Genomic DNA, 24,029 nt, shown 5'->3' on the forward strand with positions numbered 1-24,029 from the left:
GGCCAATATGGTTTTGGAGGCTGGTACTACAGTAACGGTGTCGATCTTTCAAACTATAAATACCTGGTGGTGAAACTTGGAAATACAAATGCCTGTGGGTTTTCATTCCGTTTATACGATGAAAACAGTTACTGGACAACACCTGGAATATATGATATTGGTAACGAAGACCAGGTAGTGGTTTCGCTCGACAATATGTACAAAGACGAGACAACAACCAAAATGGATCCGTCGCAAATTTATTACGTTGGTTTCTGGTCAAGTGGTGGTTGCCCGCTAATCATTGATGATGTATACCTCACTAACGACGAAAGTTACGCAAAACCTACCGGAATAGATGATCTTTTTCCGATCGATTCAGAACCGGAATTTGTGGATGTTTACACCATTACCGGTGCAAGAATACGCTCGCAAGTAAAAAGATCTGAGGCAACAAAAGGGCTGAAAGAAGGGATTTACATAGTTGGTAGAAAGAAAGTTGTTGTGGTTGGAAACAATTAAAACAGTAGCTTATGAAATTTAACTTTTATAAAAATACATTAGGAACAGTAACCCTCGCGCTGCTGCTTGTTATTGCTGTAAATGGTTTTGCCCAGAACAGTAGTCCTGAAAACAGCGAAGACATTTACCGTGATTTTAAAACCGAACTGATGTGGAAGGCCAATGTAAAAATTGGTACAATGATAAACGTTGGCGAAAGTAAACGGGGAACACGACGGGTAATTCCTATCACCGGCGGCACATTTAGCGGACCAAAAATAAAAGGCGAAGTTTTGCCCGGTGGCGAAGACTGGCAATTGGTTCGTCCCGATGGCGATACCGAACTGTATGCTCGTTATTTAATGAAGACAGATGACGGCACGGTACTGCAAATTCTAAACAAAGCGTTAATGCATACTCCAGCACAAGGAGAGGAAGGCGGCTTTTATGTAAAATCGGTGATCGACATTGAAGCGCCCGTAGAAAGTTCGTACGATTATTTAAACCACGCTATATTTTTAGGAACACTCGAAATGCCTCAGTTAAAACCCAATGAAGAGCCTTATGTAATAATTGGGGTTTACAAGGTTTTGTGAGCAAAGTCGGTATAGTAAAAAGAAAACGAAAGAACTATAAAAACAGATTAAACCATGAATAAACTTTTATACATATTGCTAATTGTATCATTTGTATTCACTGATACGAAGCATTTGTGTGCCCAAACAAAACTATACCCCAACGAATTTCCTTTAAGCGACGTTCAACTGCTTGATGGCCCGTTTAAAAAAGCGCGCGACCTGAATATAGAGGTTTTGCTGAAATACGATGTAGATCGTTTTCTGGCACCATACCGTAAGGAAGCCGGGTTGGAACCTCGCAAACCAACCTATCCGAACTGGGACGGATTAGACGGTCATGTTGGCGGTCATTACCTATCGGCTATGGCAATGAACTACGCCGCAACAGGTAATAAGGAGTGCAAGCGCCGAATGGATTATATGCTAAAAGAGTTAAAAGAATGCCAGGAAGCCAATGCGGTAAACAACCCCAAATGGGGAGTTGGTTATGTTGGCGGTTTCCCGAATAGTGCCAAACTCTGGTCAACATTCAAAAAAGGCGATTTTGGAGTGTATTTTGGTTCGTGGGCTCCCTTTTACAACCTGCATAAAATGTATGCCGGTTTGCGCGATGCCTGGCTTTATGGCGAAAGTGAAGAGGCCAAAGACTTGTTTCTGAAGTTCTGCGACTGGGGAATCGATCTGACTGCAGGTTTGTCGGACGAGCAGATGGAAACAATGCTGGGCATGGAGCATGGAGGAATGAATGAAGTTTACGCTGATGCCTACCAGATTACCGGCGATGAAAAATACCTGAATGCAGCAAAACGCTATTCACATAACGAATTTTTGGAGCCTTTATCAAAAGATATCGATAATCTTGATAATCACCATGCAAATACACAGATCCCAAAATTTATTGGTTTCGGGCGCATTGCCGAGCTAGATGATAATGAACAATACCTGGAGGCGGCACGCTTTTCATGGGAAACCATTACCCAAAACCGGTCGCTGGCATTTGGCGGAAACAGCCGCCGCGAGCACTTTCCAAGTGAAAGTTCGTGTATCGATTTTGTACATGTAAACGACGGGCCTGAGTCTTGCAACTCGTATAACATGCTCAAACTTACTGAAGATTTATTCCGTGTTTATCCCGAGGCCAAATATGCTGATTATTACGAACGTACCCTATTCAACCACATTCTTTCCACACAACACCCCGAGCACGGCGGTTATGTGTATTTTACTCCGGCGCGGCCACGTCATTACCGGGTGTATTCGGCACCAAACGAGGCCATGTGGTGTTGCGTAGGTACTGGTATGGAAAACCACGGACAGTACAACCGTTTTATTTACACGCACTCTGATGACGACTTGTACCTGAATTTGTTTGTGGCTTCGGAACTCAACTGGAAAGAAAAAGGCATTCAACTAAAACAGGAAACAACATTTCCGTTTGCAGAGCAAACAAAACTTACCATAACAAAAGGTACTTCTAAGTTCAATTTAAAAGTAAGGTACCCGGCTTGGGTAAAAGAAGGAGCACTAAGAATTAAAGTAAATGGCAAAGCGGTAGAATATACTGCTCATCCTTCGTCATACATTACTATCGACCGAAAATGGGAAAAAGGCGATGAAGTAGTAATTGAATTGCCCATGCAAAGTACCATCGAGCATTTACCAAATGTGCCCGAATACATTGCGTTTATGCACGGGCCAATTTTGCTGGGAGCAAAAACCGGAACCGAAGATTTGAGGGGATTGATTGCTGACGATGGCCGCTGGGGACAATATTCAGGTGGCGAATATTTGCCGGTTGATAAGGCACCGATCCTGGTGGAAGACGATATGGAGAATCTGGGCGACAAACTGGAGCCGATTGAGGGGAATCCGCTTCACTTTAAGCTGAATGTGAAGATGGTGAATCCAATGGATTTGACGCTTGAACCGTTCAGTCAGATTCACGATTCGAGGTACATGATGTATTGGCTCGCTTTAACCAACGATGGTTATCAGGCTTATGTGGACTCGCTTGCAGCCAACGAACAGGCAAAGCTGGCCATCGAAAAAAGAACTGTTGATTATGTGGCTACCGGCGAACAACAGCCAGAAACAGATCATGACATGCAACAGGAAAGATCGAGGTCGGGAAATAACCAAAACCAATTCTTCCGCGAGGCCGCCGGAGGTGGTTATTTTAGTTACGATTTTGCAACCAACTCCGAAACAAACCTCAGCTTGCTGGTGCGTTACTGGGGAGCAGAGTGGGGAGGCCGCAAATTCAATATTTATATCGACGATGAAAAACTGGTAACCGAAGATAACACCAGGCGCTGGGAGATTTCCGCCTTTAAGGATATCGTGTATCCAATTCCTAATTCGATGGTTGAAGACAAAAGCAATGTACGCATAAAGTTTGAAGCGCTTCCCGGGAATACGGCAGGCGCAGTGTATGAGATTCGCTTATTACGGGCTAAGCTAAAACACTAAGGAATTTGATTGAGAATTAAATTATAAGATTATGAAACGACCATGAATTCTAATTTGCTAAAATTCACCCAAGAGCATAATTAAAATTCATCGTGAGTTCCATACTATACCTTTGAAAACTAACAATTTTAATAGTATGAAAAAATATGTTTCTTTTTTATTGATTCTGGTGCTGGCGGTATTTCAAACCAGTCTGGTACAAGCTCAAAAAGCTAATAATCCCATCATCCACGCCGATGTACCCGATGTTTCGATGATTCGCGTTGGCGATAATTATTACATGAGTAGCACCACCATGCACATGGCGCCGGGAGTACCGGTTATGAAATCGAAGGATCTGGTAAACTGGGAGATGGTGAGTTATGCTTACGATAGGCTGGCAGACAATGATGCTATGAATCTTGATAACGAAAAACGCGCCTATGGAAAAGGATCGTGGGCGAGCTGTATCCGATACCACAAAGACACCTATTATGTGTCAACCTTTTCGAGTACAACCGGTAAAACATATGTTTTCTCAACAAACGACATTGAAAAAGGCGAATGGAAGAGACACGAATTTTCTCCAAGTTTGCACGACAATACCTTGTTTTTCGACGACGATGGCAAAATTTATATGATTTGGGGAGCCGGAAGATTAATGATTGCCGAACTGGAACCTGATTTTTCGGGTGTTAAGGAAGGAACAGAAAAGGTATTGATTGAAAATGCAAGTGCACCGGCTGGCAACAATATCATGTTGCCAGCAGAAGGTTCGCAACTTTTTAAAGCAAATGGAAAATATTACCTGTTTAACATTACCTGGCCGCGTGGAAGCATGCGTTCGGTTGTTATTCACCGGGCCGATAATATTAATGGTCCGTGGGAAGGTCGCCTGGCTTTGCAGGATAAAGGTGTTGCTCAGGGCGGACTGATCGACACGCCCGACGGGAGATGGTTTTCATTTCTGTTCCGCGATTATGGTTCGGTAGGCCGCATTCCGTACTTAGTACCTGTGAAATGGGAAGATGGATGGCCTGTTTTGGGTGTTGATGGAAAAGTTCCCGATGAACTGGATTTACCGGCAAGCAAAGGTTTAATTCCTGGAATTGTGAACTCCGATGAATTTACCCGTAAAAAGAACGATCCTGATCTGCCACTGGTTTGGCAGTGGAATCATAATCCGGTTAATGAACTTTGGTCGGTTCGCGACCGCAAAGGATATTTACGACTTACCACAGGACGTGTTGACGACAGCTTTGTTTATGCAAGAAACACCCTTACTCAGCGAACTTTTGGTCCTGTAAGTTCGGCCAATACATTAATGGATGCATCAAACATGAAGGATGGCGATTTTGCCGGATTGTGCGCCTTGCAACGAAAGTACGGACAGGTAGGCGTAAAGATGATAGATGGAGAGAAATTCATTTACATGATAAGCAACGAAACCGATACACCAGTTGAAATGGAAAGTCTTCCGCTAACACAAAACGAAGTGTACTTAAAAATCGACTGCGATTTCCGCGACAGAAAAGATACTGCCCGGTTTTATTACAGCCTTGACGGAAAAATATGGACGGCAATTGGCGGCCCGTTAAAAATGGAATATACCCTGATGGAACATTTTATGGGTTATCGTTTTGGGCTGTTTAACTATGCCACGAAGAATACAGGAGGATACGTCGATATTGATTTCTTCAAAATCAGCGATACAATTTCAGAATAAATTTTAAACCAGTAAAACGAAATACAGATGAAACTTAAAATCAGTCTACTTGTAATTGTAAGTGCTTTTTTGTTGCACTTAAAAGGATATTCACAGGACCCGAATTTTCATATCTATCTCTGTTTCGGGCAGTCGAACATGGAAGGAAACGCACGCCTGGAACACGAGGATTCCCTAAATATCGATGATCGTTTTCTGATGATGTCAGCGGTTGATTGTCCGGATCTAGGAAGGGAAAAGGGACAATGGTACCAGGCAGTACCACCTTTATGTCGTTGCCGCACAGGATTAACGCCTGCAGATTATTTTGGAAGAACGCTGCTTGAAAACCTTCCCGAAAATGTTAGGCTTGGCGTTATCAATGTTGCCGTTGGTGGTTGTAAAATCGAATTGTTCGACAAGGATAGTTGCGAATCGTACGTGGAAACAGCTCCCGGATGGATGATGGGTATGCTAAAACCTTATGACAACGACCCGTATAGCCGTTTGGTTGAAATGGCAAAGCTGGCTCAAAAAGATGGTGTTATAAAAGGAATCTTATTGCATCAGGGAGAGTCCAACACCGGCGATTCGTTATGGACGCAGAAAGTAAAAGTGGTATATGACAACCTGTTCGCCGATCTTGGCCTTCAGGCCGACAATGTGCCTTTATTGGCCGGAGAAGTAGTTGGCGATGACCAGGGTGGCTCTTGCGCAAGTATGAATAAAATTATTGCCACGCTGCCCAATGTAATTCCCAATGCCTATGTAATCCCATCAGTTGGATGCCCGCAACGTGGCGATGGCCTGCACTTTACTGCCGAAGGTTACCGCATGCTGGGAAAACGCTATGGAGAAAAGATGCTTTCCATATTGAAAGAACCATAACCGATGGTTAGTAGTGAGTTCAATCAAAATCAGAAAAATTAAACCGGAACTTCTTTAGGAAAACAAAAATCAAAACTTATGAAAAAAATAAACATCATTTTTTTATGTCTGATTAATTTCTCAATAATCACTGGAAGACTTTTTGCACAGGAAGCAGCAATAATAAAAATCGATTTAGACCGGCAGATTGATGCCATCGATCCGAACATTTACAGTGCTTTTGTTGAACCTATTCGAACGGTCGTTTACGGAAGTATTTACGATCCGGAATCGCCTTACTCTGATGAAAACGGTTTCCGCAAGGATTTTATCGAGTTGGTAAAACAATTGAATGTAAGAAGCGTGAGATGGCCAGGAGGAAACTTTGTTTCTGGCTACAACTGGGAAGACGGAATCGGGCCTAAAGACCAGCGTCCGGCAAAAATGGATTTGGCTTGGAAACAAATTGAAAGTAACCATATGGGAACCGACGAATACGCCAAATTATGCAGCCTGATCGGGGCCGATAATTTCCTTTGTGTAAATGGCGGAACGGGAACCCTCGACGATGCCCGCCACTGGGTAGAATATTGCAACGGCGAAGCAGGAACCTATTACGCCGATCTGCGGATAAAATATGGCAACGAAAAACCCTTTAATGTAAAATATGTAGGGCTAGGCAATGAGATTGATGGTCCGTGGCAAATGGGACAAAAAAGTGCCGAAGACTATTGTAAATGGGCACTTGAAGCCGGCAAACTGATCAGCCTGCTGGATGAAGACATCAAGCTTGTGGCTTCGGGCGCTTCCTTGTACCGCCCTGGAAACGAGTGGGTAGACTGGAACGAGTATGTGCTGGATAAAATTATCGGAAAGATTGATTATTTGTCGGTACATCGATATGCAACCGAAGCACTGCCGGGCGGTCGGTCAAACAAAGTTTTTTCTGACCACATGTCATTGGGACTCGATATTGACGAAAAAATTGAAACTACACAGGCACTCATCAAAAAAGCCATGGTAAAATCGGAAACCAAACGTCCGGTTTATATTTCGTTTGATGAATATTCTCCGGGTTTTGGAGGGCTGCTTAGTTCGCTGATGCTTGCGCAGCATTTGAATTCTTTCATCCGTCATGCCGATGTGGTGAAAATGGCCAACATTACCATGATTACCAACTTAGTAGGCAATTCTCCCGAAGGAGATTTTAAAAACTCGGTCTTCCATACTTTTTCGTTGTATTCGCACAATGCGTTGGGCACCGCGCTCGATGTAAAAACCATTTGCGATGATTATGATAATGAGGTTTTCAAAGATATTTCCTACCTGGATGTAACAGCAGTTTTGAACGAAGCAGAGAACAAAGTGATTGTAAATGTGGTAAACCGCCACGAAACCGATGCTATTGAAACAAACATCGATCTGCAGAGCGGTGAATACGCCGGAAAAGCAACGGCAAGCCTGATCAATGCTGAATCAATCGACACAAGAAATACAAAAGATGCGCAGCCTATTCGGGTAGAATCAGAACAGATAAGTTTTAAAGGAAATACATTAAAACACAGTTTTCCTGCGCATTCGTTTACACAAATCGAAATACCCATTAAATAATTTTAACCGGACGTTATGAATCTCAGACGATCAACATCCCTGATTTTAATACTGTTCTCGCTGCTGGCGCTGGCATTTATTCCGCAAAACCAAATAGCGAAGCAACCCATTTACCTCAACACGGCTTACTCGTTTAAAGAGCGGGCCATCGACCTTGTTTCGCGGATGACTCCCGAAGAAAAACAAAGTCAGTTGGGAAATACCATGCCACCAATTCCGCGGCTTGGCGTAAACCATTACGATGTATGGGGCGAGGCGCTGCACGGAATTATGGGCCGAAACAACAACAGCGGAATGACAGCCACTTCGTTTCCAAACAGTGTGGCGGTGGGTTCAACCTGGGACCCGGAGCTGATTAAACGCGAAACAAAAGTAATTTCCGACGAGGCGCGTGGGTTTAACCACGAGCTGATTTTTACGCTGACTTACTGGTCGCCGGTAATTGAACCGGCCCGCGACCCACGTTGGGGAAGAACCGCCGAAACGTTTGGTGAAGATCCGTTCCTGGTTTCTGAAATCGGAAAAGGATTTATTCAGGGCTTAATGGGCGACGACCCCACCTACCTGAAAACTGTCCCTTGCGGCAAACACTATTTTGCCAACAATACCGAGTTTAACCGGCATTCGGGCAGCTCGGATATGGACGACCGCGACATGCGCGAGTTTTACCTGCTTCCTTACCGGACGCTGATTCGCGATTACAATTTACCTTCGATAATGACCGCTTATGGCGCTGTTAACGGCGTTCCCATGTCGGCCAGTAAATATTTGGTGGATACGGTAGCGCGTAAAACCTACGGAATGGACGGATACGTTACAGGCGACTGCGGTGCAATCGACGATATCGTTCGCGGCCATCATTTTACGGATAGTTATGAAGAAGCAGCGGCGCTGGGTTTAAAAGCCGGAGTTGACACCGACTGTGGTGGTGTGTATCAAAACCATGCTTTGAATGCTTTGGAAAAAGGTATGATGACGCAGGCCGATATCGATAAAGCACTGATTAATATTTTTACCACCAGAATGCGTTTGGGCGAGTTCGACCCGGCAGAAATTGTACCGTACGCAGGTATAAAACCGGATATTGTGAATGATCCTTCGCACAACGATCTGGCCATTGAAATAGCTACAAAAACACCGGTTCTGCTAAAAAATGAGGTAACCGTTAAACCTGCCGAAAAAGCATTACCACTAAATACCAAACACATCAAAAAAATTGCGGTACTGGGACCACAGGCCGATAAGGTGGAACTGGGTGATTACTCTGGTCCAATTGAACCTCATTTGAGTATCTCGCCGCTTTTAGGAATTCAGAATTATATAAAAGAACATAAGCTCGAAATTGAAGTGGTTTCAGCATCAACAGGAAATACGGATAGAAATACCGATTTTCTGACAATGAACAGTTTTTCCACCGTACGAAACGGCGAAGTAGTGGCCGAATTCGATGCTACAAAATATGATGATTCGGCACCCGGATTAATTGTGGCTGCACGTTTTGGACGAACCTCAATTCGCGGTGTAAAAGATGGCGACTGGACAGCTTACGACAATGTGGATATTACCGACATCGATTCCATCCGCTTTAACGTGGCAGCCTCTGGGAACGGTGGTTTGCTTGAAGTGCGTGTTAGCTCGGCAACCGGAAATATTCTGGCAACTCAAAAAATTGAGGCCGTTCAGCAAAGCGGTGGATTCCGGGGATTTTCCCGCCCGCAAAATGTGGCGGTAAAAATCAATACGCTGGGAATTTCAGGGCCGCAAACGCTGGTACTGGTTTACCGCGAAGCCGAAAGTCCTGCAACCGATCAGGAAACACTTGAAATGGCTGCAACTGCAGATGTGGTGCTGGTTTTTGTGGGAACCGATCAAACTACCGGCCGCGAAGAGTCCGACCGCTTTGCCATTACATTGCCCGGAAATCAGAATAAACTCATCGAGGCTGTGGCTGCCGAAAATCCAAACACCATTGTGGTAATGCAAACCATGGGAATGGTAGAAGTGGAGCAGTTTAAAAACAACCCGAATATTCCCGCAATTGTCTGGACCGGCTACAACGGACAGGCACAGGGAACCGCGATGGCACGCATTTTATTTGGCGATGTAAATCCCGGTGGAAAATTGAATGTTACATGGCATAAATCGTTAAACGACCTGCCAGGATTTAACGACTACACCTTGCGTGGCGATGGCTCGAACGGAAGAACTTACTGGTATTTTGATAAACCGGTTTCGTATGAATTTGGTTACGGATTGTCGTACACCACTTTCGAATACAATCGCTTCAGTATCAGCAAAACAAGACTAACGCCTCACGACAAAGTTACCGTAAGTGTTGACGTGAAAAATACTGGTGCAGTTGACGGCGACGAGGTGGTGCAGGTATATGTAAAAACACCCGACAGTCCGGCAGAATTGGAGCGCCCGATAAAACGTCTGAAAGGATTTAAACGCGCAACCATTCCGGCAGGGCAGACGAAACGTGTTTCTATTGATATCGATTGCGACGACCTTTGGTTTTGGGATGCCGAAGCCGGTAAAATTACCTTCGACCAGGGACGTTATATTTTCGAGATCGGGGCATCTTCAAAGGATATAAAAGCCGAACTGGAGACGATTATGAGCGGCGAGTACAAACCGGTGTTAACAACCGTAGTGGCCGAAAGCGACAAGGTGATACTGCGCCCCGGAAATACGGCACAAACCAGCGTAACCGCTGCTATGTCGGACGATAGTTTTTACGATATTTCGAAAGCTGAAATTGAATACAAAAGCAATAATCCGGCGGTGGTAAGCGTGGATGAAAACGGTAAAATAACCGCTACCGGAGTAGGTGTTGCATCGGTATTTGCTTACGTAACTGTTGACGGTGTAACCGAATCAAGCAGCTTTCCTGTAAAAGTAATGCCCGACCTCAACCCGAAATCAATTTTGGTAAACGGCAAGCCCATCGAAAGCTTCGATAAAGAAGTAAAAGCTTATAGTTATCTGCTGAAAGATAAAACCAAAGTGCCTGAACTAAAAGCAACGGCTGCCGGAAACGGAATTACTGTTGATATTCAGCAGGCAAAACAAATTCCAGGAACTGCAGTGGTGAAATTCATCGACAACATCACACTCGAAACCAACACGTACTATTTCAATTTTGATGTGGAAGCGGTTAGCGACGAGTTTAACGGTGCAATTGGTAGTCAGTGGCAGTGGATCAGGGAAAATGCTGCAACACACAGCTCTTCGGCAAACAATGGCAGCCTGACCATTACCAGCGAAGTTGGCGATGTTTCAGAAGGTACCAACAATGCCAAAAACATTCTGTTGCAAAGCGCCAATAACGACTGGACAGTGGAAACAAAACTGACGGCTTCACGAATGCCTTCTCAGCCTGAAAATGCAGGGATTCTGGCCTATCAGGACGATGATAATTTTGTAAAACTCATGTTCCGTGCAGTAATTAAAACCACACGGCAAAGGGAGCCGCAACCCGGAACCATCGATTTGATGATGGAAGAAAACGGCATTGCAAAATCGCTGGGTTCTTTCAATTTGAAAACTGAAATCACCGGCGACCAGGCCTTGGTGCTTAAACTCGATAAAAAAGGAAGTATTTATACGGCTTCGTATTCGTTGGATGGCGAGAATTTCGAAATCCTGGGAACTGCAGATCTGGCATTAGAAGACATAAAAACAGGTTTAATGGTAGGCGACGGGATTATTACCGGCTATATGAAAAGTACGTTCTGGTTTGATTCCGACACAACAAAACCGGATTCGCCGTTTGACGTGGCTTTCGATTATTTCCGGATTACAAACAGTGGACTAAAACAGTAAAACATAAACTTTCAACAAACAAATCATGAAGTATCAAATTCTACCCATTTTAATGGCAATTTTATTGACAGCCGGATTTTGTTTTACGGCTTGTACGCCTAAAACTAACAACAATCAGGAATTGCAGGTTAAAACCACACATGGTGATATATCTGGGAGTATTAACAACAGTGTTTATGCTTTTAAAGGCATACCCTACGCCAAGGCTGAAAGATTTATGCCTCCGCAGAATCCGGATGCCTGGGACGGAATTCGTGAATGTACAAACTTTGGGCCTGTTGCCAGACAAGTAGCACCATGGTATCCTGATTCCGTTCAAAACGAACAGGAACTGTTTAGTGTGAATGTTTGGACAAAGGGCCTTAATGATGGTAAAAAGCGCCCGGTAATGCTCTGGTTACATGGTGGCGGATTTCACATTGGCGCCAGCAACGATCCTATGACCTATGGTGAAGCCTTGGCAAAAAAAGGGGATATCGTTTTTGTTTCGGTAAATCATCGGTTAAATATCCTTGGATTTCTTGATTTATCTGCATGTGGCGAAAAGTATGCAAAATCAGCAAATGTTGGTATGCTCGACATTGTGAAAGCGCTCGAGTGGATTCAGAATAACATTGAGAATTTTGGGGGAAACCCATTTGATGTAACCATTGTGGGCGAATCTGGTGGCGGCGGAAAAGTAGGAACGCTTATGTGTATGCCGGCCGCCAAAGGATTGTTTCAGAAAGCAATTATTCAGAGTGGAACGCTGATTAATACCATGACCAAAAAGAAATCGCAAACACTGGGTTTGGCCGTTCTTGAAAAATTGGGACTTACTCCAAACGATGTTGAAAAACTGGAAACGTTTTCGTACGCTGAACTTGTAAAAGCCGGAAATGAAGCGATAGCTGAGATCTCTGGTCCGAGAAAGCCCGGTTCACCAACCATGTTTGGCTTTGCACCTTCGGCTGATGGTGATGTACTGCTGCAACAACCGTTCAGCCCGGGTTTTGCCGATATTTCAAAAGACATTCCACTTATGATGGGTTCCACTTTGAATGAGTTGATGCCCGTTGCATATGGCGAAAAAGACCTGACCCTGGAACAGGCACAAGAACGCCTGGCAAAACAATACGGTGATAAAACCGGGCAATTCGTAGAGTTGTTTGCAAAGGCATATCCTGATTATACACCGCAGGACCTACTTTCTGTTGATAAGACTTTCAGACCTTATACTATACGAACTGCTGATGCAAGGGCAGTAGAGTCTGGCGCCCCATTGTATGTTTATTTTTTGGCATGGAAAAGTGCTGTTGATAATGCCTCAAAAGGTTCTTTCCATGGTTTGGACATTCCTTTAGCTTTCAATACTGTTGATCTTAGGGCAGACTGGACCGGTAATACCGAAGAAGCCTGGGAATTAGCTGATAAAATGAGCTCTGCTTGGATAAACTTTGTAAAAGCTGGTAATCCCAATGTTGAAGGAATGTTGCCAACGTGGGAGGAATACACTGCGGAAAACGGTGCCACCATGTATTTTGATAAGGAATGTAGAATTGTATATAACCACGACAGAGAATTGATGAATTTCATTAAACCTCTTAATTAGTCGAATAAGGTCATTCGTGAATTATGTAAATAACTGGGATTAATATTATGAAAAAGAAAAATCTAATAATTTCATTTATCTTTTTGATGGCAGTCGGGATCTGTACCGCACAAACGTCGTCGGAAGTAGTTGAGGATTTTAAACCCTCAACAGTGAATCAACCCGGAAAGGAATACCCGATGGTGAATTCCGAAGGACGGGTACGCGTTCAAATTTCTGCGCCTGAAGCAGAAAGAGTGCAACTAGATATCAGCGCAGTAAAATACGATTTGGTAAAAGATGAAAACGGTGTGTGGACCGGCGAATCGTCACCACAAGACGAAGGTTTTCACTACTACCAGCTTTGGGTTGACGGAGCTGCTGTTCCCGATCCAAACAGCCTGTATTTTTACGGAGCCAGCCGATGGGGAAGTGGTATTGAAATTCCGGCGCACGACCAGGAGTTTTATGCCTTGAAAAATGTTCCGCACGGCGAGGTACGCGAGCTTCAATATTTCTCGGAAAGCAACAATACCATGCGCAGGTGTTTTGTTTACACGCCTCCGGGTTACGACGAAAATCCTGAAAAACGCTATCCGGTGTTGTACCTGCAACATGGTGGTGGCGAAAACGAAACAGGCTGGTCGAGCCAGGGACACGCAGGTTTGATAATGGACAACCTGATTGCCGAAGGAAAAACCGTTCCATTTATCATTGTTATGGACAACGGAAACTGGGCAATGCCAAGGCCACCGCGTAACCGCGAAGGTGGCGAGCGCCCGCGCACATGGCCACCCGAAGGTTGGGCCGATGGTTTTATGAATACCTTGCTGAAAGATATTATTCCGCTAATTGATGGAAAATACCGCACCCTGGTTGATGCCGAAAACCGTGCCATGGCCGGATTGTCGATGGGTGGAATGCAAACACGTGTGATAACACTGGCCAACCCCGATGTGTTTTCGCATGTGGGAATGTTTAGTGGTGGCAGCATCACCATGGAAGACATTGGGCAAAATCCTGATTTTAAGGAAAAAGTAAAACTGCTTTTCGTCAGCTACGGAAGCCGCGAGATAGAAAATCCGCGCCCTGGACCATGGGGAGATCCAAAAGAAAATACCGAAGCACTTAAAAAGGCCGGTATAAACACCCATTTTTATGTGTCGCCCGAAACTGCCCACGAATGGCAGAGCTGGCGCCGCAGCCTTTATCAGTTTGCACCTTTATTATTCAAAAACTAAAAAAATGCTGGTAGGATTAGTAAAGAAAAGCTAAAAACCAGACTTCGACTTCGCTCAGCCTGACTGTCACAGTGAGCGAAGTCGAACTGTGAACCAATGGCTTGTGAATTAATTCTGCCAATCAATAGTAAACTATCAACTGTAAAAAAATAATCTTAAAAACATGAAAAAATATATTTCAACACTAATAATATTCTTTGTTTTCTCACTTACGCTGTGTGTAGCTCAAAGCGAAAAACCGGCCATAAAAGAAGATTTTAAACCTTCAGTTTTAAACCAGCCCGGGAAAGAATATCCCATGGTAAACTCGCAGGGTTATGCCCGTTTCCGAATTGAAGCGCCCGAAGCACAAAGTGTGGTGGTGAGCCTTGGTTTGGGCGGAACAAGAGGCGGAACTCCGCTTACAAAAAACGACGATGGCGTTTGGATGGGAACCACTGCCGGCCCAATGGACGAAGGTTTTCATTATTACCATGTTACCATCGATGGCGGTGTTTTTAACGATCCGGGAGCGTTGAACTACTACGGTTCGGTACGTTGGGAGAGCGGTATTGAAATTCCGGCACACGACCAGGATTTTTATGCGCTGAAAAATGTTCCTCACGGGCATGTTCAGCAGGTGCTTTTTCCTTCGCCAAGTACAGAAACCTCGCGCAGGGCTTTTGTTTACACACCTCCGGGTTACGACAAAAATCAGTCGGAGCGCTACCCTGTATTGTATTTGCAACACGGCTGGGGCGAAGACGAAACCGCGTGGATGAACCAGGGACGCGCCAACCTGATTATGGATAACCTGATTGCCGAAGGTAAAATCGATCCGTTTATTATTGTGAATACCTATGGCATGACCAACGAAATTAAGTTTGGCGGCTTACGCAATTTCGACATCACTCCGTTTCAAACTGTTTTGGTAGATGAGCTGATTCCTTATGTTGATGCGCATTTCCGCACTAATCCCGATCAGGCACACCGTGCAATGGCCGGCCTTTCGATGGGTGGTATGGAAACAAAAGATATCACCTTAAACAAACCGGAGGTGTTTTCGCATTATGCCCTGCTAAGTGGTGGTGTTTATGCTCCGGAAGATCTTAAAGATCATTCTAACCTGAAACTCGTATTTATCAGTTGCGGAAGCAAAGAACGTCCGGATGGAGTAAAAAATGCAGTTGTGGCTTTAAAAGATGCCGGTTACAATGCGGTTTCTTATGTTTCGGAAGGTACTGCCCACGAGTTTCAAACCTGGCGCAGAAGTTTGTATCAACTGGCTCCACTGCTGTTTAAAGAATAGGTTATGAAGAATACATTCGTATTAATTGCGGCTTTATTTATCAGCGGAATTTGTACCGCTCAGGATGTGGTTGAAGATTTTCAGCCATCATCGGTAAATCAGCCAGGCAAACAATATCCTCAGGTGAATTCTGAGGGCCGGGTTCGCGCACAGATTTTGGCACCTGAAGCCAACAACGTGAGGCTCGATATTGGTGGTGTAAAATATGAAATGGTAAAAGACGAAAACGGCGTGTGGACCGGTGAATCGGAACCGCAGGATGTTGGTTTTCACTACTACCAGTTAAATGTTGATGGCGCTTCCGTGCCCGATCCGGGAACCAAATATTTTTATGGTGCCGGCCGCTGGGGAAGTGGTATTGAAATTCCGGCCGACGATAGGAATATTTATGCGCTGAAAGATGTGCCGCACGGTTTGGTTAGCGAGCAAACCTATTTCTCTGAAATTACACAATCATTTCGCCGTTGTTTTGTTTATACGCCTGCCGAATATGCTGAAAATCCTGAAAAACGTTATCCGGTATTGTATCTTCAACACGGAAGTTTTGAAGACGAAACCGGATGGCCCGGACAAGGACACGCCAACCGCATTTTGGATAACCTGATTGCCGCGAATAAAGCGATGCCGATGATTATTGTTATGGACAACGGTTATGCCTACAAACCACAAAGCTCAGGGGGCGGTCGCCCGGCAATGGTTTTTGAGGAAGTGATGCTCAACGAAATCATTCCGATGATCGATAAACGTTTCCGAACCATTGCCGATCGGGAACACCGGGCTATTGCCGGTTTGTCGATGGGCGCCAACCAAACCATGCGGATCTGTATGAACAACCTTGATAAGTTTGCTTATTACGGCGGTTTTAGCGGTACATCAAATTACCCCAGTTCCGACGAAATTAATGTGGAAACCTTTTTAAACGGAGCCTTCAAAAACGGGAAGTCTGTAAATGACCAGATAAAAGTTTTCTGGTTGGGCTTGGGAACCAAAGAACCCGAACCTTTTCCCGGCTCGGTTGGTGCTTTCCGCAACATGCTCGAAAAACAAGGCATCGATTATGTGTATTACGAATCGCCCGAAACCGCCCACGAATGGCAAACCTGGCGGCGCAGTCTACATCAGTATGCACAGTTGCTTTTCAAATAAAAACTGAATAATGAACTATATACTCAATAAAACAGATTTCAGGCGAGCAAAGCTGTTGGTCGTTTTTTGTTTGCTGGCTGGTTTAGTTTCGGCACAAATGCCCGAAAATGGCATTCCGGCACCTACCAATAACAACGCCAACCAGTGCCCGTGCATTATGCCCGATAATTCGGTGGTGTTTCAGGTAAAAGCGCCCAATGCCCAAAAAGTGCAAATTGACCTCCGTAAAAAGTATGACATGGAAAAGGGTGCTGATGGTGTTTGGTCGGTTCGTACCGAGCCTATTGAGCCTGGCTTTCATTATTACTTTTTGGTGATTGATGATGTGCCGGTTGCCGATCCGGCGAGCCAGTCGTTTTACGGAACCGGAAAAATGACCAGCGCCATTGATATTCCTGAAAAAGGAGTGGGTTTTTATGAAATAAAAGATGTTCCACACGGCGCTTTAAGTTCGAAATACTATTATTCGGAATACACCAAAAGCTGGAGGCACCTGTTTGTTTATACGCCTCCGGGCTACGATAAAAATACCCGCGAAAAATATCCGGTGGTTTATATTCAGCACGGTGGTGGCGAAGATGAAACCGGCTGGGCTGTGCAGGGAAAAACCGATATTATATTGGACAACCTGATTGCCGAAGGAAAAGCCAAACCAATGATCGTGGTAATTTCCAACGGAAATGTTAGGGCCCCCGGCGGAGCTTTTGGCGGCTACAGCAGCCAGGGAATGGCTCCTTTCAAAGAAGAAATGACGAAAAATATTGTTCCGTTTATCGATGTGAATTACCGCACACTGACGGATGCTAAAAATCGTGCCATTTGCGGACTCTCGATGGGAGGCGGGCAATCATTTTATGTGGGCCTCGAAAGCCCTGAATTTTTTGGCTCTGTTGGTGTATTTAGTTCCGGGCTGTTTGGTGGAATCAGAACTTCGGGGACTGGTTTTGATGCCGAAAAAGAAATTCCGGGACTTTTATCCGAGTCGGAAAAATTCAATAAAAACCTTGATTTATTCTATATTTCGTGTGGCGAGCAGGATATGCGTATTGAGCATACCAAAAAGGCGGTAAAAACAATGCGCGAAAATGGCCTGGATGTGGAGTTTAATTCTTTTCCCGGCGACCATGAATGGCAGGTTTGGCGAAAGTCATTACACGATTTTGCATCAAGAGTATTTCAGTAAAAAACTAAAATCTAAATTATGAAACGAATAAAGAATCTACTACTAATTTTTGTTGCTGCACTGTTTGTGTGCCCGTTAGTTTCACAAGCACAGCAGGCCAATGTTAATCTTGATTATAATCCGCAGAAAGATACCGAAGGACTGATTCCTTTTAGTGCGCCTTTAAATTCACCTGAAGTGCACGACGACCACACGGTAACTTTTCGCTTAAAAGCACCCGAAGCCAAGGTGGTTACAATTACCGATGGAACGATTCTTACTGCTCTTGGCAGAGGTCGTGAGCCTCTTCCGCTTGTAAAAGGAGAAGATGGAATTTGGTCGGTAACCGTGGGGCCGTTTAAACCCGATATGTATGCTTATCATTTTAATGTTGACGGCATGCAAATTTGCGATCCGAGCAATACAATGGCTGCTTTTACAGCCATGCCGCCTTACAGTCAGTTGATTGTTCATGGCGATGGTCCGGCGTATTACGATGCCATAAACGTACCTCACGGAAACGTTACGCGCCACATTTATCATTCGGATGTTACCAAAGGCGAGCGCGAAATGTATGTGTATACACCTCCGGGTTATGATGCTTCTAAAAAATATCCGGTGCTTTATCTTGTGGGTGGTAGCGGCGAATTGCCATCAAACTGGATTTACGATGGTCGCGCCAATCTGATTCTTGACAATCTGCTGGCCGAAGGGAAAGCGGAACCGATGATCATTGCCATTCCAAACAACCAGGTAATTCACCGGAATCATCCGCAGCATACCGAACTCACTTTCGATATTTTTGAAAAAGAACTGCGTAACCATGTAATCCCACTGGTTGATGCAAGTTACAGCACCATTCAAAGTCCAAAGGGACGCGCCATTTCAGGTTTATCGATGGGTGGACGCCACAGTATGTTTATCGGCTTCCGTTCGCTCGATTTGTTTGCAAACTTTGGAATTCTCAGCGCTGGTGACGCAACTGCCGAAACTACGCTCGAACATTTTCTGACCGATCCAAAGGTGAACGACAAAGTTGATTATCTTTTTATCGGACAGGGAACGGAAGAAGCCAAAGGATTTTTTAGCCGGCGAGTTGATGGATTGTGTAAGGCACTTGACAATCATAAGATTGAATATGAATATTATGTGGGCGGCAGTGGTGGCCACGATTGGTCAACCTGGCGTCACTTACTGTATTACAGGTTTCTGCCAAATCTCTGGAAATAGCAAACAAAATAATAATTACCCTTCGACTACGCTCAGGGTGACCGTCAGACTGAGCGTAGTCGAAGTCTGATAATACAAACTAAAAGACTGAAATTTAATAGCTATCAATAATGAAAAAAACATTCTATTTAATTGCAATTGCAATTATTGTTTTAATGAATGCTTGTTCTCAGCTTCCGCCAGAGCAGGTAAAAGTTGAACAGGGAATTGTAGAAGGAACCATCGAGGACGGGCTTCGGATTTTTAAAGGCGTGCCGTTTGCAGCGCCTCCGGTAGGTGATTTGCGCTGGAAAGCACCACAACCTGCCGAAAAGTGGGAGGGAGTCAAAGAAACCAAAGAATTTGGGCCATCTCCAATGCAGGGCGGTAATCCTCCGGCTGGAAAAAGCGAAGACTGTTTGTACCTGAACATTTGGACTCCGGCTATGACGGCCGAAGAAAAACTGCCCGTGTTGGTTTGGATTTATGGCGGAGGTTTTAGTGGCGGAGCAACTTCGTATTACGATGGAACGATACTGGCAAAAGAAGGTGTTGTTTTGGTAAGTGTTGCTTACCGCGTAAATCAGTTTGGCTTTTTGGCGCATCCTGAATTGAGTGTCGAAAGCCCGAATCATGTTTCTGGAAACTACGGAATTCTCGACCAGATTGCCGGTTTACAATGGATACAGGATAACATTGCCGCTTTTGGTGGCGATCCTTCGAAAGTTACCATCTTTGGCGAATCAGCCGGAGGTATTTCTGTAAGCATGTTGTGTGCCTCGCCTTTGGCAAAAGGACTTTTTAGCGGTGCCATTTCGCAAAGTGGAGGTTCGTTTGGACCAACCCGTCCAAGAACTTTCCCGGGCGAAAACATGAAAACACTGGAAAAGGCAGAAGCCGATGGCGTGGAGTACATGCAAAAAGCAGGCGTTTCCAGTTTGGCCGAACTTCGTGCTTTGGATGCCGACGAAGTGCCAAGTGGTTTTGGTATGGCCGGCGGATGGCCAATTGTTGATGGTTATGTAATCCCCGACGATCAGTATAAACTTTACAAAGAAGGAAAATACAACGATGTGCCTGTGCTTATCGGATACAATTCGGATGAGGGAGCAAGTTTCTCGCGCGAAAGAGAACCCGAACAATATTATGACGGGGTAAGAGCGCGGTACGGAAAATTTGCCGACAAGCTGATTGAAGCTTATCCGGCAAGTGAAAACACGGTTCCTAAAACCGCACGCGACCTGTCGCGCGATGCTGCTTTTGGCTGGCATACCTGGAGTTGGGCAAGATTGCAATCGGAAACCGGAGAATCGGATGTGTATTTGTATTATTTCGATCAGCACCCCGATTATCCTGAAGATTCGCCTCGTTACGGATATGGTTCGCCACATGGGCAGGATGTTGCCTTTGTGTTTGGATTGAAGCCCGAAGATAAACATGAAAATGAGTCAGACCTTGCACTTTCGGAAGTAATGGTTGATTACTGGACCAACTTTGCAAAGTATGGTAACCCGAATGGCGAAGGAGTTCCTGAATGGCCGGCTTTCAGCAACGAAAATCCGGATGTAATGTACTTAAAAGGGGCAACACCTTTTGTGGGAGAGGTGCCAAGTGCAGCGTCGTTAGAGGTGCTCAACGAGTACTTTGAGTGGCGACGTTCACCCGAAGGCAAAGAATGGGTAAATAGCCTGGAATAATTATAGAAGTATAAATCATAAATCAGAATTAAAATGAAGAAAATTCAAAGAACAGTATTGTTATTCGTTGCCATAGTAGCAATATCGATTAATAACATTACAGCACAGGAAAGTGCTTCACGAGTGGTTGAAGACGGCGGAACCGGCGAATACAAAGCCATTATGATTTCTGAGCCATCGTTGGCAACACACACCGTTTTCCGGCCACAGGATTTAAGCGTTTTTGGCAAGAAAAGCAAATTGCCAGTTATTGCCTGGGGAAACGGAGCTTGTGCCAACTCGCCATGGGAGCACATTAACTTTCTGAACGAAGTGGCGTCGCACGGATTTTTAGTGATTGCCATTGGCCCGATGCCGGCAGAAGGCGAACGTGGCGGTGGCCGTTCACAATCGTCGCAGTTAACCGATGCCATTGACTGGGCTATCGCGCAAAACAGCGACAAAAACAGTCCGTATTACAAAAAAGTAGATGTGGAAAATATTGCCGTAAGCGGAATGTCGTGCGGAGGGCTGCAAACCCTTGAAATGGCACCCGACCCACGTGTAACAACAGTGGTGGTGTGCAATAGCGGTGTTTTACCAACTCCGGGCGGAGGTATGCCGGGAATGCCGGCTTTGGTAAAAGACGACCTGAAAAAGTTACATACACCTACGCTCTACCTTTTGGGAGGCGAAACGGATATTGCCTACAATAACGGAATGGACGACTACAAACGTATAAACCATGTGCCGGTATATGTGGCAAATTTGGATGTAGGCCATGGCGGAACGTATCGTGAGCCACACGGAGGCGAATTTGCAAGAGTGGCTACAGCCTGGTATCAGTGGCAAATGAAAGGCGACAAAGAAGCATCAAAAATGTTTGTTGGCGACGACTGCGGTTTGTGTAACGATGATGAATGGAAATTTGAATCGAAAAATTAGAACTTAAACGGAGGCCAGAATGTAATATGCAACACACTTGAAAACGGTTTGTCGTGCATTACATTTTGAGTCATTTCATTTCATTCATATGGTGAGAAAGTTGTTGAGTCTGGCTGAATCTGGCGGATTTTTTGAATATTATCTAAAAACGGAATAAGATTATCTTAAAACTGAAACGCAATAATTGGTGTTGATCTAATTTTATTTTTGAAAACATCTTGTGCTATTTGAAGTGTTTTTAAAAGAACAAAATAGTGGTTTTGGCAGAGATGTTTATAGTACCTAAATCAATTATTACTAAACAAACTAGAATGGCTAAAATTTATATTTTAACATTATTTTTTATACTGATTATTGGCCCAATTTCGGCTCAACAAAATAAAATAACAAGTCCTGATGGAAAACTTGTTGTATCAGTGGAAACAAAAAATGGAGTGCCTGTTTACAGCGTTTTGTTAAACGGTAAAACTTTCATAAAAGAATCGCCTCTTGGAATGGAAACCAATATTGGCGATTTTACCCAGGAACTTACCCTTTCCGAATCGGTTGAAAGAAGTGAGATAAACGACTCGTACGAACTTCGAAACATCAAACAAAGCAAGGTAGATTACACGGCTAACGAAGCTGTTTTTTCATTTCAGAAAGATGATAAAACAGTTTTAGATGTTGTCTTTCAGGTAAGCAATAACAATATTGCTTTTCGTTATAAAGTGCATCCGCAAAAAGAAACCCGGAGTTGCGTGGTAAACAGCGAATCAACAGGATTTGTATTCCCCGAAGGCACCACAACCTTTTTGTGTCCGCAAATGAAACCCATGACCGGTTTTGCCCGCACCGCTCCAAGTTACGAAACCGATTATACCCTCGATGATGAAATGGGGAAAAACGGATGGGGATTTGGATACACTTTCCCTTGTCTGTTTAAGGTGAATGATAACGGTTGGGTACTGATTTCGGAAACAGGAGTCGACAGCCGTTATTGTGCCAGCCGTCTGGTTGGAAACGAAGACAAAAGCTACTCGATTGCCTATCCTTTACAAGAAGAAAATAACGGAAACGGAACAAATACTGCCGGTATTCCTTTGCCGGGATTTACACCCTGGCGAACCATTACAGTTGGCGAAACACTGGCCCCAATTGTAGAAACTACCATTCCTTTTGATGTGGTGGAGCCACTTTACGAAGCCTCACAAGAATACAAATACGGAAGCGGCAGTTGGAGTTGGATCATAAAAATGGATGGTGCAACAACTTTTGACGTTCAAAAAGAATACATTGATTTTAGTGCTGCTATGGGATTTGAAACCGTTCTTGTAGATGCCTTGTGGGATACGCAGATCGGTCGCGAAAAAATTGAGGAATTGGCAAAATATGCAGCTTCAAAAGATGTTGCCTTGTATCTATGGTATAATTCGAACGGGTACTGGAACGATGCTCCGCAGGGGCCACGCGGAATTATGGATAATACCATTATTCGTCGCAAAGAAATGGCGTGGATGCAACGAATTGGAATTCGCGGTATTAAAGTTGATTTTTTTGGTGGCGACAAACAGGTAACCATGAAGGTGTATGAAGACATTTTATACGATGCCAATGATTACGGTCTGTTAGTTGTTTTTCACGGTTGTACCTTACCACGTGGCTGGGAACGTATGTTTCCGAACTTTGCCTCTTCCGAAGCTGTTCGTGCCAGCGAGAATCTGCATTTCGGTCAACGAAGTTGCGACCTCGAAGCAACAAATGGCTGTTTGCATCCATTTATCCGCAATGCCGTTGGTAGCATGGATTTTGGCGGAAGTGCCCTAAACGAGTTTTACAATGCCAACAATACGCCGGGAAGAGGAACGAAGCGAATGACTTCGGATGTTTATGCCCTGGCAACAGCTGTTTTGTTTCAAAGTGCAGTGCAGCATTTTGCACTGGCGCCCAATAACCTGACTGATGCCCCTGCATGGGCCATTAATTTTCTGAAAGAAGTACCTACCACCTGGGACGAAGTGCGTTTTATCGACGGTTACCCCGGAAAATATGTGGTGTTGGCACGCAGACATGGCGATACCTGGTATGTGGCCGGTATAAACGCACAAAAAGAGACCCAGGAGTTAACGATAAAGTTACCAATGATAGCTGTCGGAAGTAACTACCGGATTTATAGTGACGATGCCGCGTTGAATGGAAAGCTTGAAACGGAACGACTGGCTAAAAGTCAGGAAATAAATATTTCGATTCCTGGCAATGGCGGGCTACTGATCGTAAACCAGAAATAAAAATCGAC

15 protein-coding genes and 1 pseudogene are annotated in these 24,029 nt (G+C 44.5%); all 16 read left to right on the top strand.

The features are described 5' to 3' along the window. Positions 1-501: pseudogene (locus tag QZ576_RS18750) on the top strand (xylan 1,4-beta-xylosidase); the annotation flags it as partial. An 11-nt stretch (positions 502-512) separates the two neighbouring features. Next, positions 513-1,076, top strand: coding sequence for a DUF3237 family protein (locus QZ576_RS18755; RefSeq protein WP_297099892.1), 564 nt, complete (start codon positions 513-515; stop codon positions 1,074-1,076). A 54-nt stretch (positions 1,077-1,130) separates the two neighbouring features. Further along, the gene (locus QZ576_RS18760; RefSeq protein WP_297099894.1) at positions 1,131-3,527 is read left to right on the top strand and encodes a glycoside hydrolase family 127 protein; all 2,397 of its coding nucleotides are present in this window, start codon (positions 1,131-1,133) and stop codon (positions 3,525-3,527) included. 136 nt (positions 3,528-3,663) lie between these two features. After that, positions 3,664-5,232, top strand: coding sequence for a glycoside hydrolase 43 family protein (locus QZ576_RS18765; RefSeq protein ID WP_297099896.1), 1,569 nt, complete (start codon positions 3,664-3,666; stop codon positions 5,230-5,232). Positions 5,233-5,259: 27 nt separating this feature from the next. Then, complete coding sequence (locus QZ576_RS18770) at positions 5,260-6,099, top strand: sialate O-acetylesterase (protein WP_297099898.1); 840 nt, start codon at positions 5,260-5,262, stop codon at positions 6,097-6,099. 78 nt (positions 6,100-6,177) lie between these two features. Next, positions 6,178-7,689: an alpha-L-arabinofuranosidase C-terminal domain-containing protein gene (locus QZ576_RS18775; protein ID WP_297099900.1), complete on the top strand. Its 1,512-nt coding sequence runs from the start codon at positions 6,178-6,180 to the stop codon at positions 7,687-7,689. 15 nt (positions 7,690-7,704) lie between these two features. Beyond that, on the top strand, positions 7,705-11,517 hold the full coding sequence (locus QZ576_RS18780) for a glycoside hydrolase family 3 C-terminal domain-containing protein (protein ID WP_297099902.1): 3,813 nt from the start codon (positions 7,705-7,707) through the stop codon (positions 11,515-11,517). Positions 11,518-11,542: 25 nt separating this feature from the next. After that, positions 11,543-13,108 (top strand): carboxylesterase family protein, encoded by a 1,566-nt coding sequence (locus QZ576_RS18785; RefSeq protein ID WP_297099904.1) that lies wholly within the window; start codon positions 11,543-11,545, stop codon positions 13,106-13,108. 86 nt (positions 13,109-13,194) lie between these two features. Further along, entirely contained in the window at positions 13,195-14,328 is a 1,134-nt protein-coding gene (locus tag QZ576_RS18790; RefSeq protein WP_297099906.1) for an alpha/beta hydrolase-fold protein, read from the top strand. A gap of 163 nt (positions 14,329-14,491) precedes the next feature. Next, positions 14,492-15,616, top strand: coding sequence for an alpha/beta hydrolase-fold protein (locus QZ576_RS18795; RefSeq protein WP_297099908.1), 1,125 nt, complete (start codon positions 14,492-14,494; stop codon positions 15,614-15,616). A 3-nt stretch (positions 15,617-15,619) separates the two neighbouring features. Next, a complete protein-coding gene (locus tag QZ576_RS18800) occupies positions 15,620-16,762 on the top strand; it encodes an alpha/beta hydrolase-fold protein (RefSeq protein WP_297099911.1) in 1,143 nt (380 codons plus the stop codon). A gap of 10 nt (positions 16,763-16,772) precedes the next feature. After that, positions 16,773-17,945, top strand: coding sequence for an alpha/beta hydrolase-fold protein (locus QZ576_RS18805; protein ID WP_297099913.1), 1,173 nt, complete (start codon positions 16,773-16,775; stop codon positions 17,943-17,945). An 18-nt stretch (positions 17,946-17,963) separates the two neighbouring features. Beyond that, positions 17,964-19,154: an esterase gene (locus QZ576_RS18810; protein WP_297099914.1), complete on the top strand. Its 1,191-nt coding sequence runs from the start codon at positions 17,964-17,966 to the stop codon at positions 19,152-19,154. Positions 19,155-19,264: 110 nt separating this feature from the next. Further along, positions 19,265-20,830: a carboxylesterase family protein gene (locus tag QZ576_RS18815; RefSeq protein WP_297099916.1), complete on the top strand. Its 1,566-nt coding sequence runs from the start codon at positions 19,265-19,267 to the stop codon at positions 20,828-20,830. Positions 20,831-20,863: 33 nt separating this feature from the next. Further along, positions 20,864-21,754: a hypothetical protein gene (locus QZ576_RS18820; protein WP_297099918.1), complete on the top strand. Its 891-nt coding sequence runs from the start codon at positions 20,864-20,866 to the stop codon at positions 21,752-21,754. Positions 21,755-22,065: 311 nt separating this feature from the next. After that, positions 22,066-24,021: a glycoside hydrolase family 97 protein gene (locus QZ576_RS18825; protein ID WP_297099920.1), complete on the top strand. Its 1,956-nt coding sequence runs from the start codon at positions 22,066-22,068 to the stop codon at positions 24,019-24,021. Positions 24,022-24,029 lie beyond the last annotated feature (8 nt).

This window comes from uncultured Draconibacterium sp., assembly GCF_913060805.1.
Lineage (GTDB): Bacteria > Bacteroidota > Bacteroidia > Bacteroidales > Prolixibacteraceae > Draconibacterium.

Excerpts from the sequence above, each read along its gene's own strand:
- QZ576_RS18770 (WP_297099898.1), top strand. The coding sequence starts at position 5,260 with ATGAAACTTAAAATCAGTCTACTTGTAATTGTAAGTGCTTTTTTGTTG.
- QZ576_RS18810 (WP_297099914.1), top strand. The coding sequence starts at position 17,964 with ATGAAACGAATAAAGAATCTACTACTAATTTTTGTTGCTGCACTGTTT.
- QZ576_RS18805 (WP_297099913.1), top strand. The coding sequence starts at position 16,773 with ATGAACTATATACTCAATAAAACAGATTTCAGGCGAGCAAAGCTGTTG.
- QZ576_RS18785 (WP_297099904.1), top strand. The coding sequence starts at position 11,543 with ATGAAGTATCAAATTCTACCCATTTTAATGGCAATTTTATTGACAGCC.
- QZ576_RS18795 (WP_297099908.1), top strand. The coding sequence starts at position 14,492 with ATGAAAAAATATATTTCAACACTAATAATATTCTTTGTTTTCTCACTT.
- QZ576_RS18755 (WP_297099892.1), top strand. The coding sequence starts at position 513 with ATGAAATTTAACTTTTATAAAAATACATTAGGAACAGTAACCCTCGCG.
- QZ576_RS18790 (WP_297099906.1), top strand. The coding sequence starts at position 13,195 with ATGGCAGTCGGGATCTGTACCGCACAAACGTCGTCGGAAGTAGTTGAG.
- QZ576_RS18765 (WP_297099896.1), top strand. The coding sequence starts at position 3,664 with ATGAAAAAATATGTTTCTTTTTTATTGATTCTGGTGCTGGCGGTATTT.
- QZ576_RS18800 (WP_297099911.1), top strand. The coding sequence starts at position 15,620 with ATGAAGAATACATTCGTATTAATTGCGGCTTTATTTATCAGCGGAATT.
- QZ576_RS18775 (WP_297099900.1), top strand. The coding sequence starts at position 6,178 with ATGAAAAAAATAAACATCATTTTTTTATGTCTGATTAATTTCTCAATA.
- QZ576_RS18780 (WP_297099902.1), top strand. The coding sequence starts at position 7,705 with ATGAATCTCAGACGATCAACATCCCTGATTTTAATACTGTTCTCGCTG.
- QZ576_RS18760 (WP_297099894.1), top strand. The coding sequence starts at position 1,131 with ATGAATAAACTTTTATACATATTGCTAATTGTATCATTTGTATTCACT.
- QZ576_RS18820 (WP_297099918.1), top strand. The coding sequence starts at position 20,864 with ATGAAGAAAATTCAAAGAACAGTATTGTTATTCGTTGCCATAGTAGCA.
- QZ576_RS18815 (WP_297099916.1), top strand. The coding sequence starts at position 19,265 with ATGAAAAAAACATTCTATTTAATTGCAATTGCAATTATTGTTTTAATG.
- QZ576_RS18825 (WP_297099920.1), top strand. The coding sequence starts at position 22,066 with ATGGCTAAAATTTATATTTTAACATTATTTTTTATACTGATTATTGGC.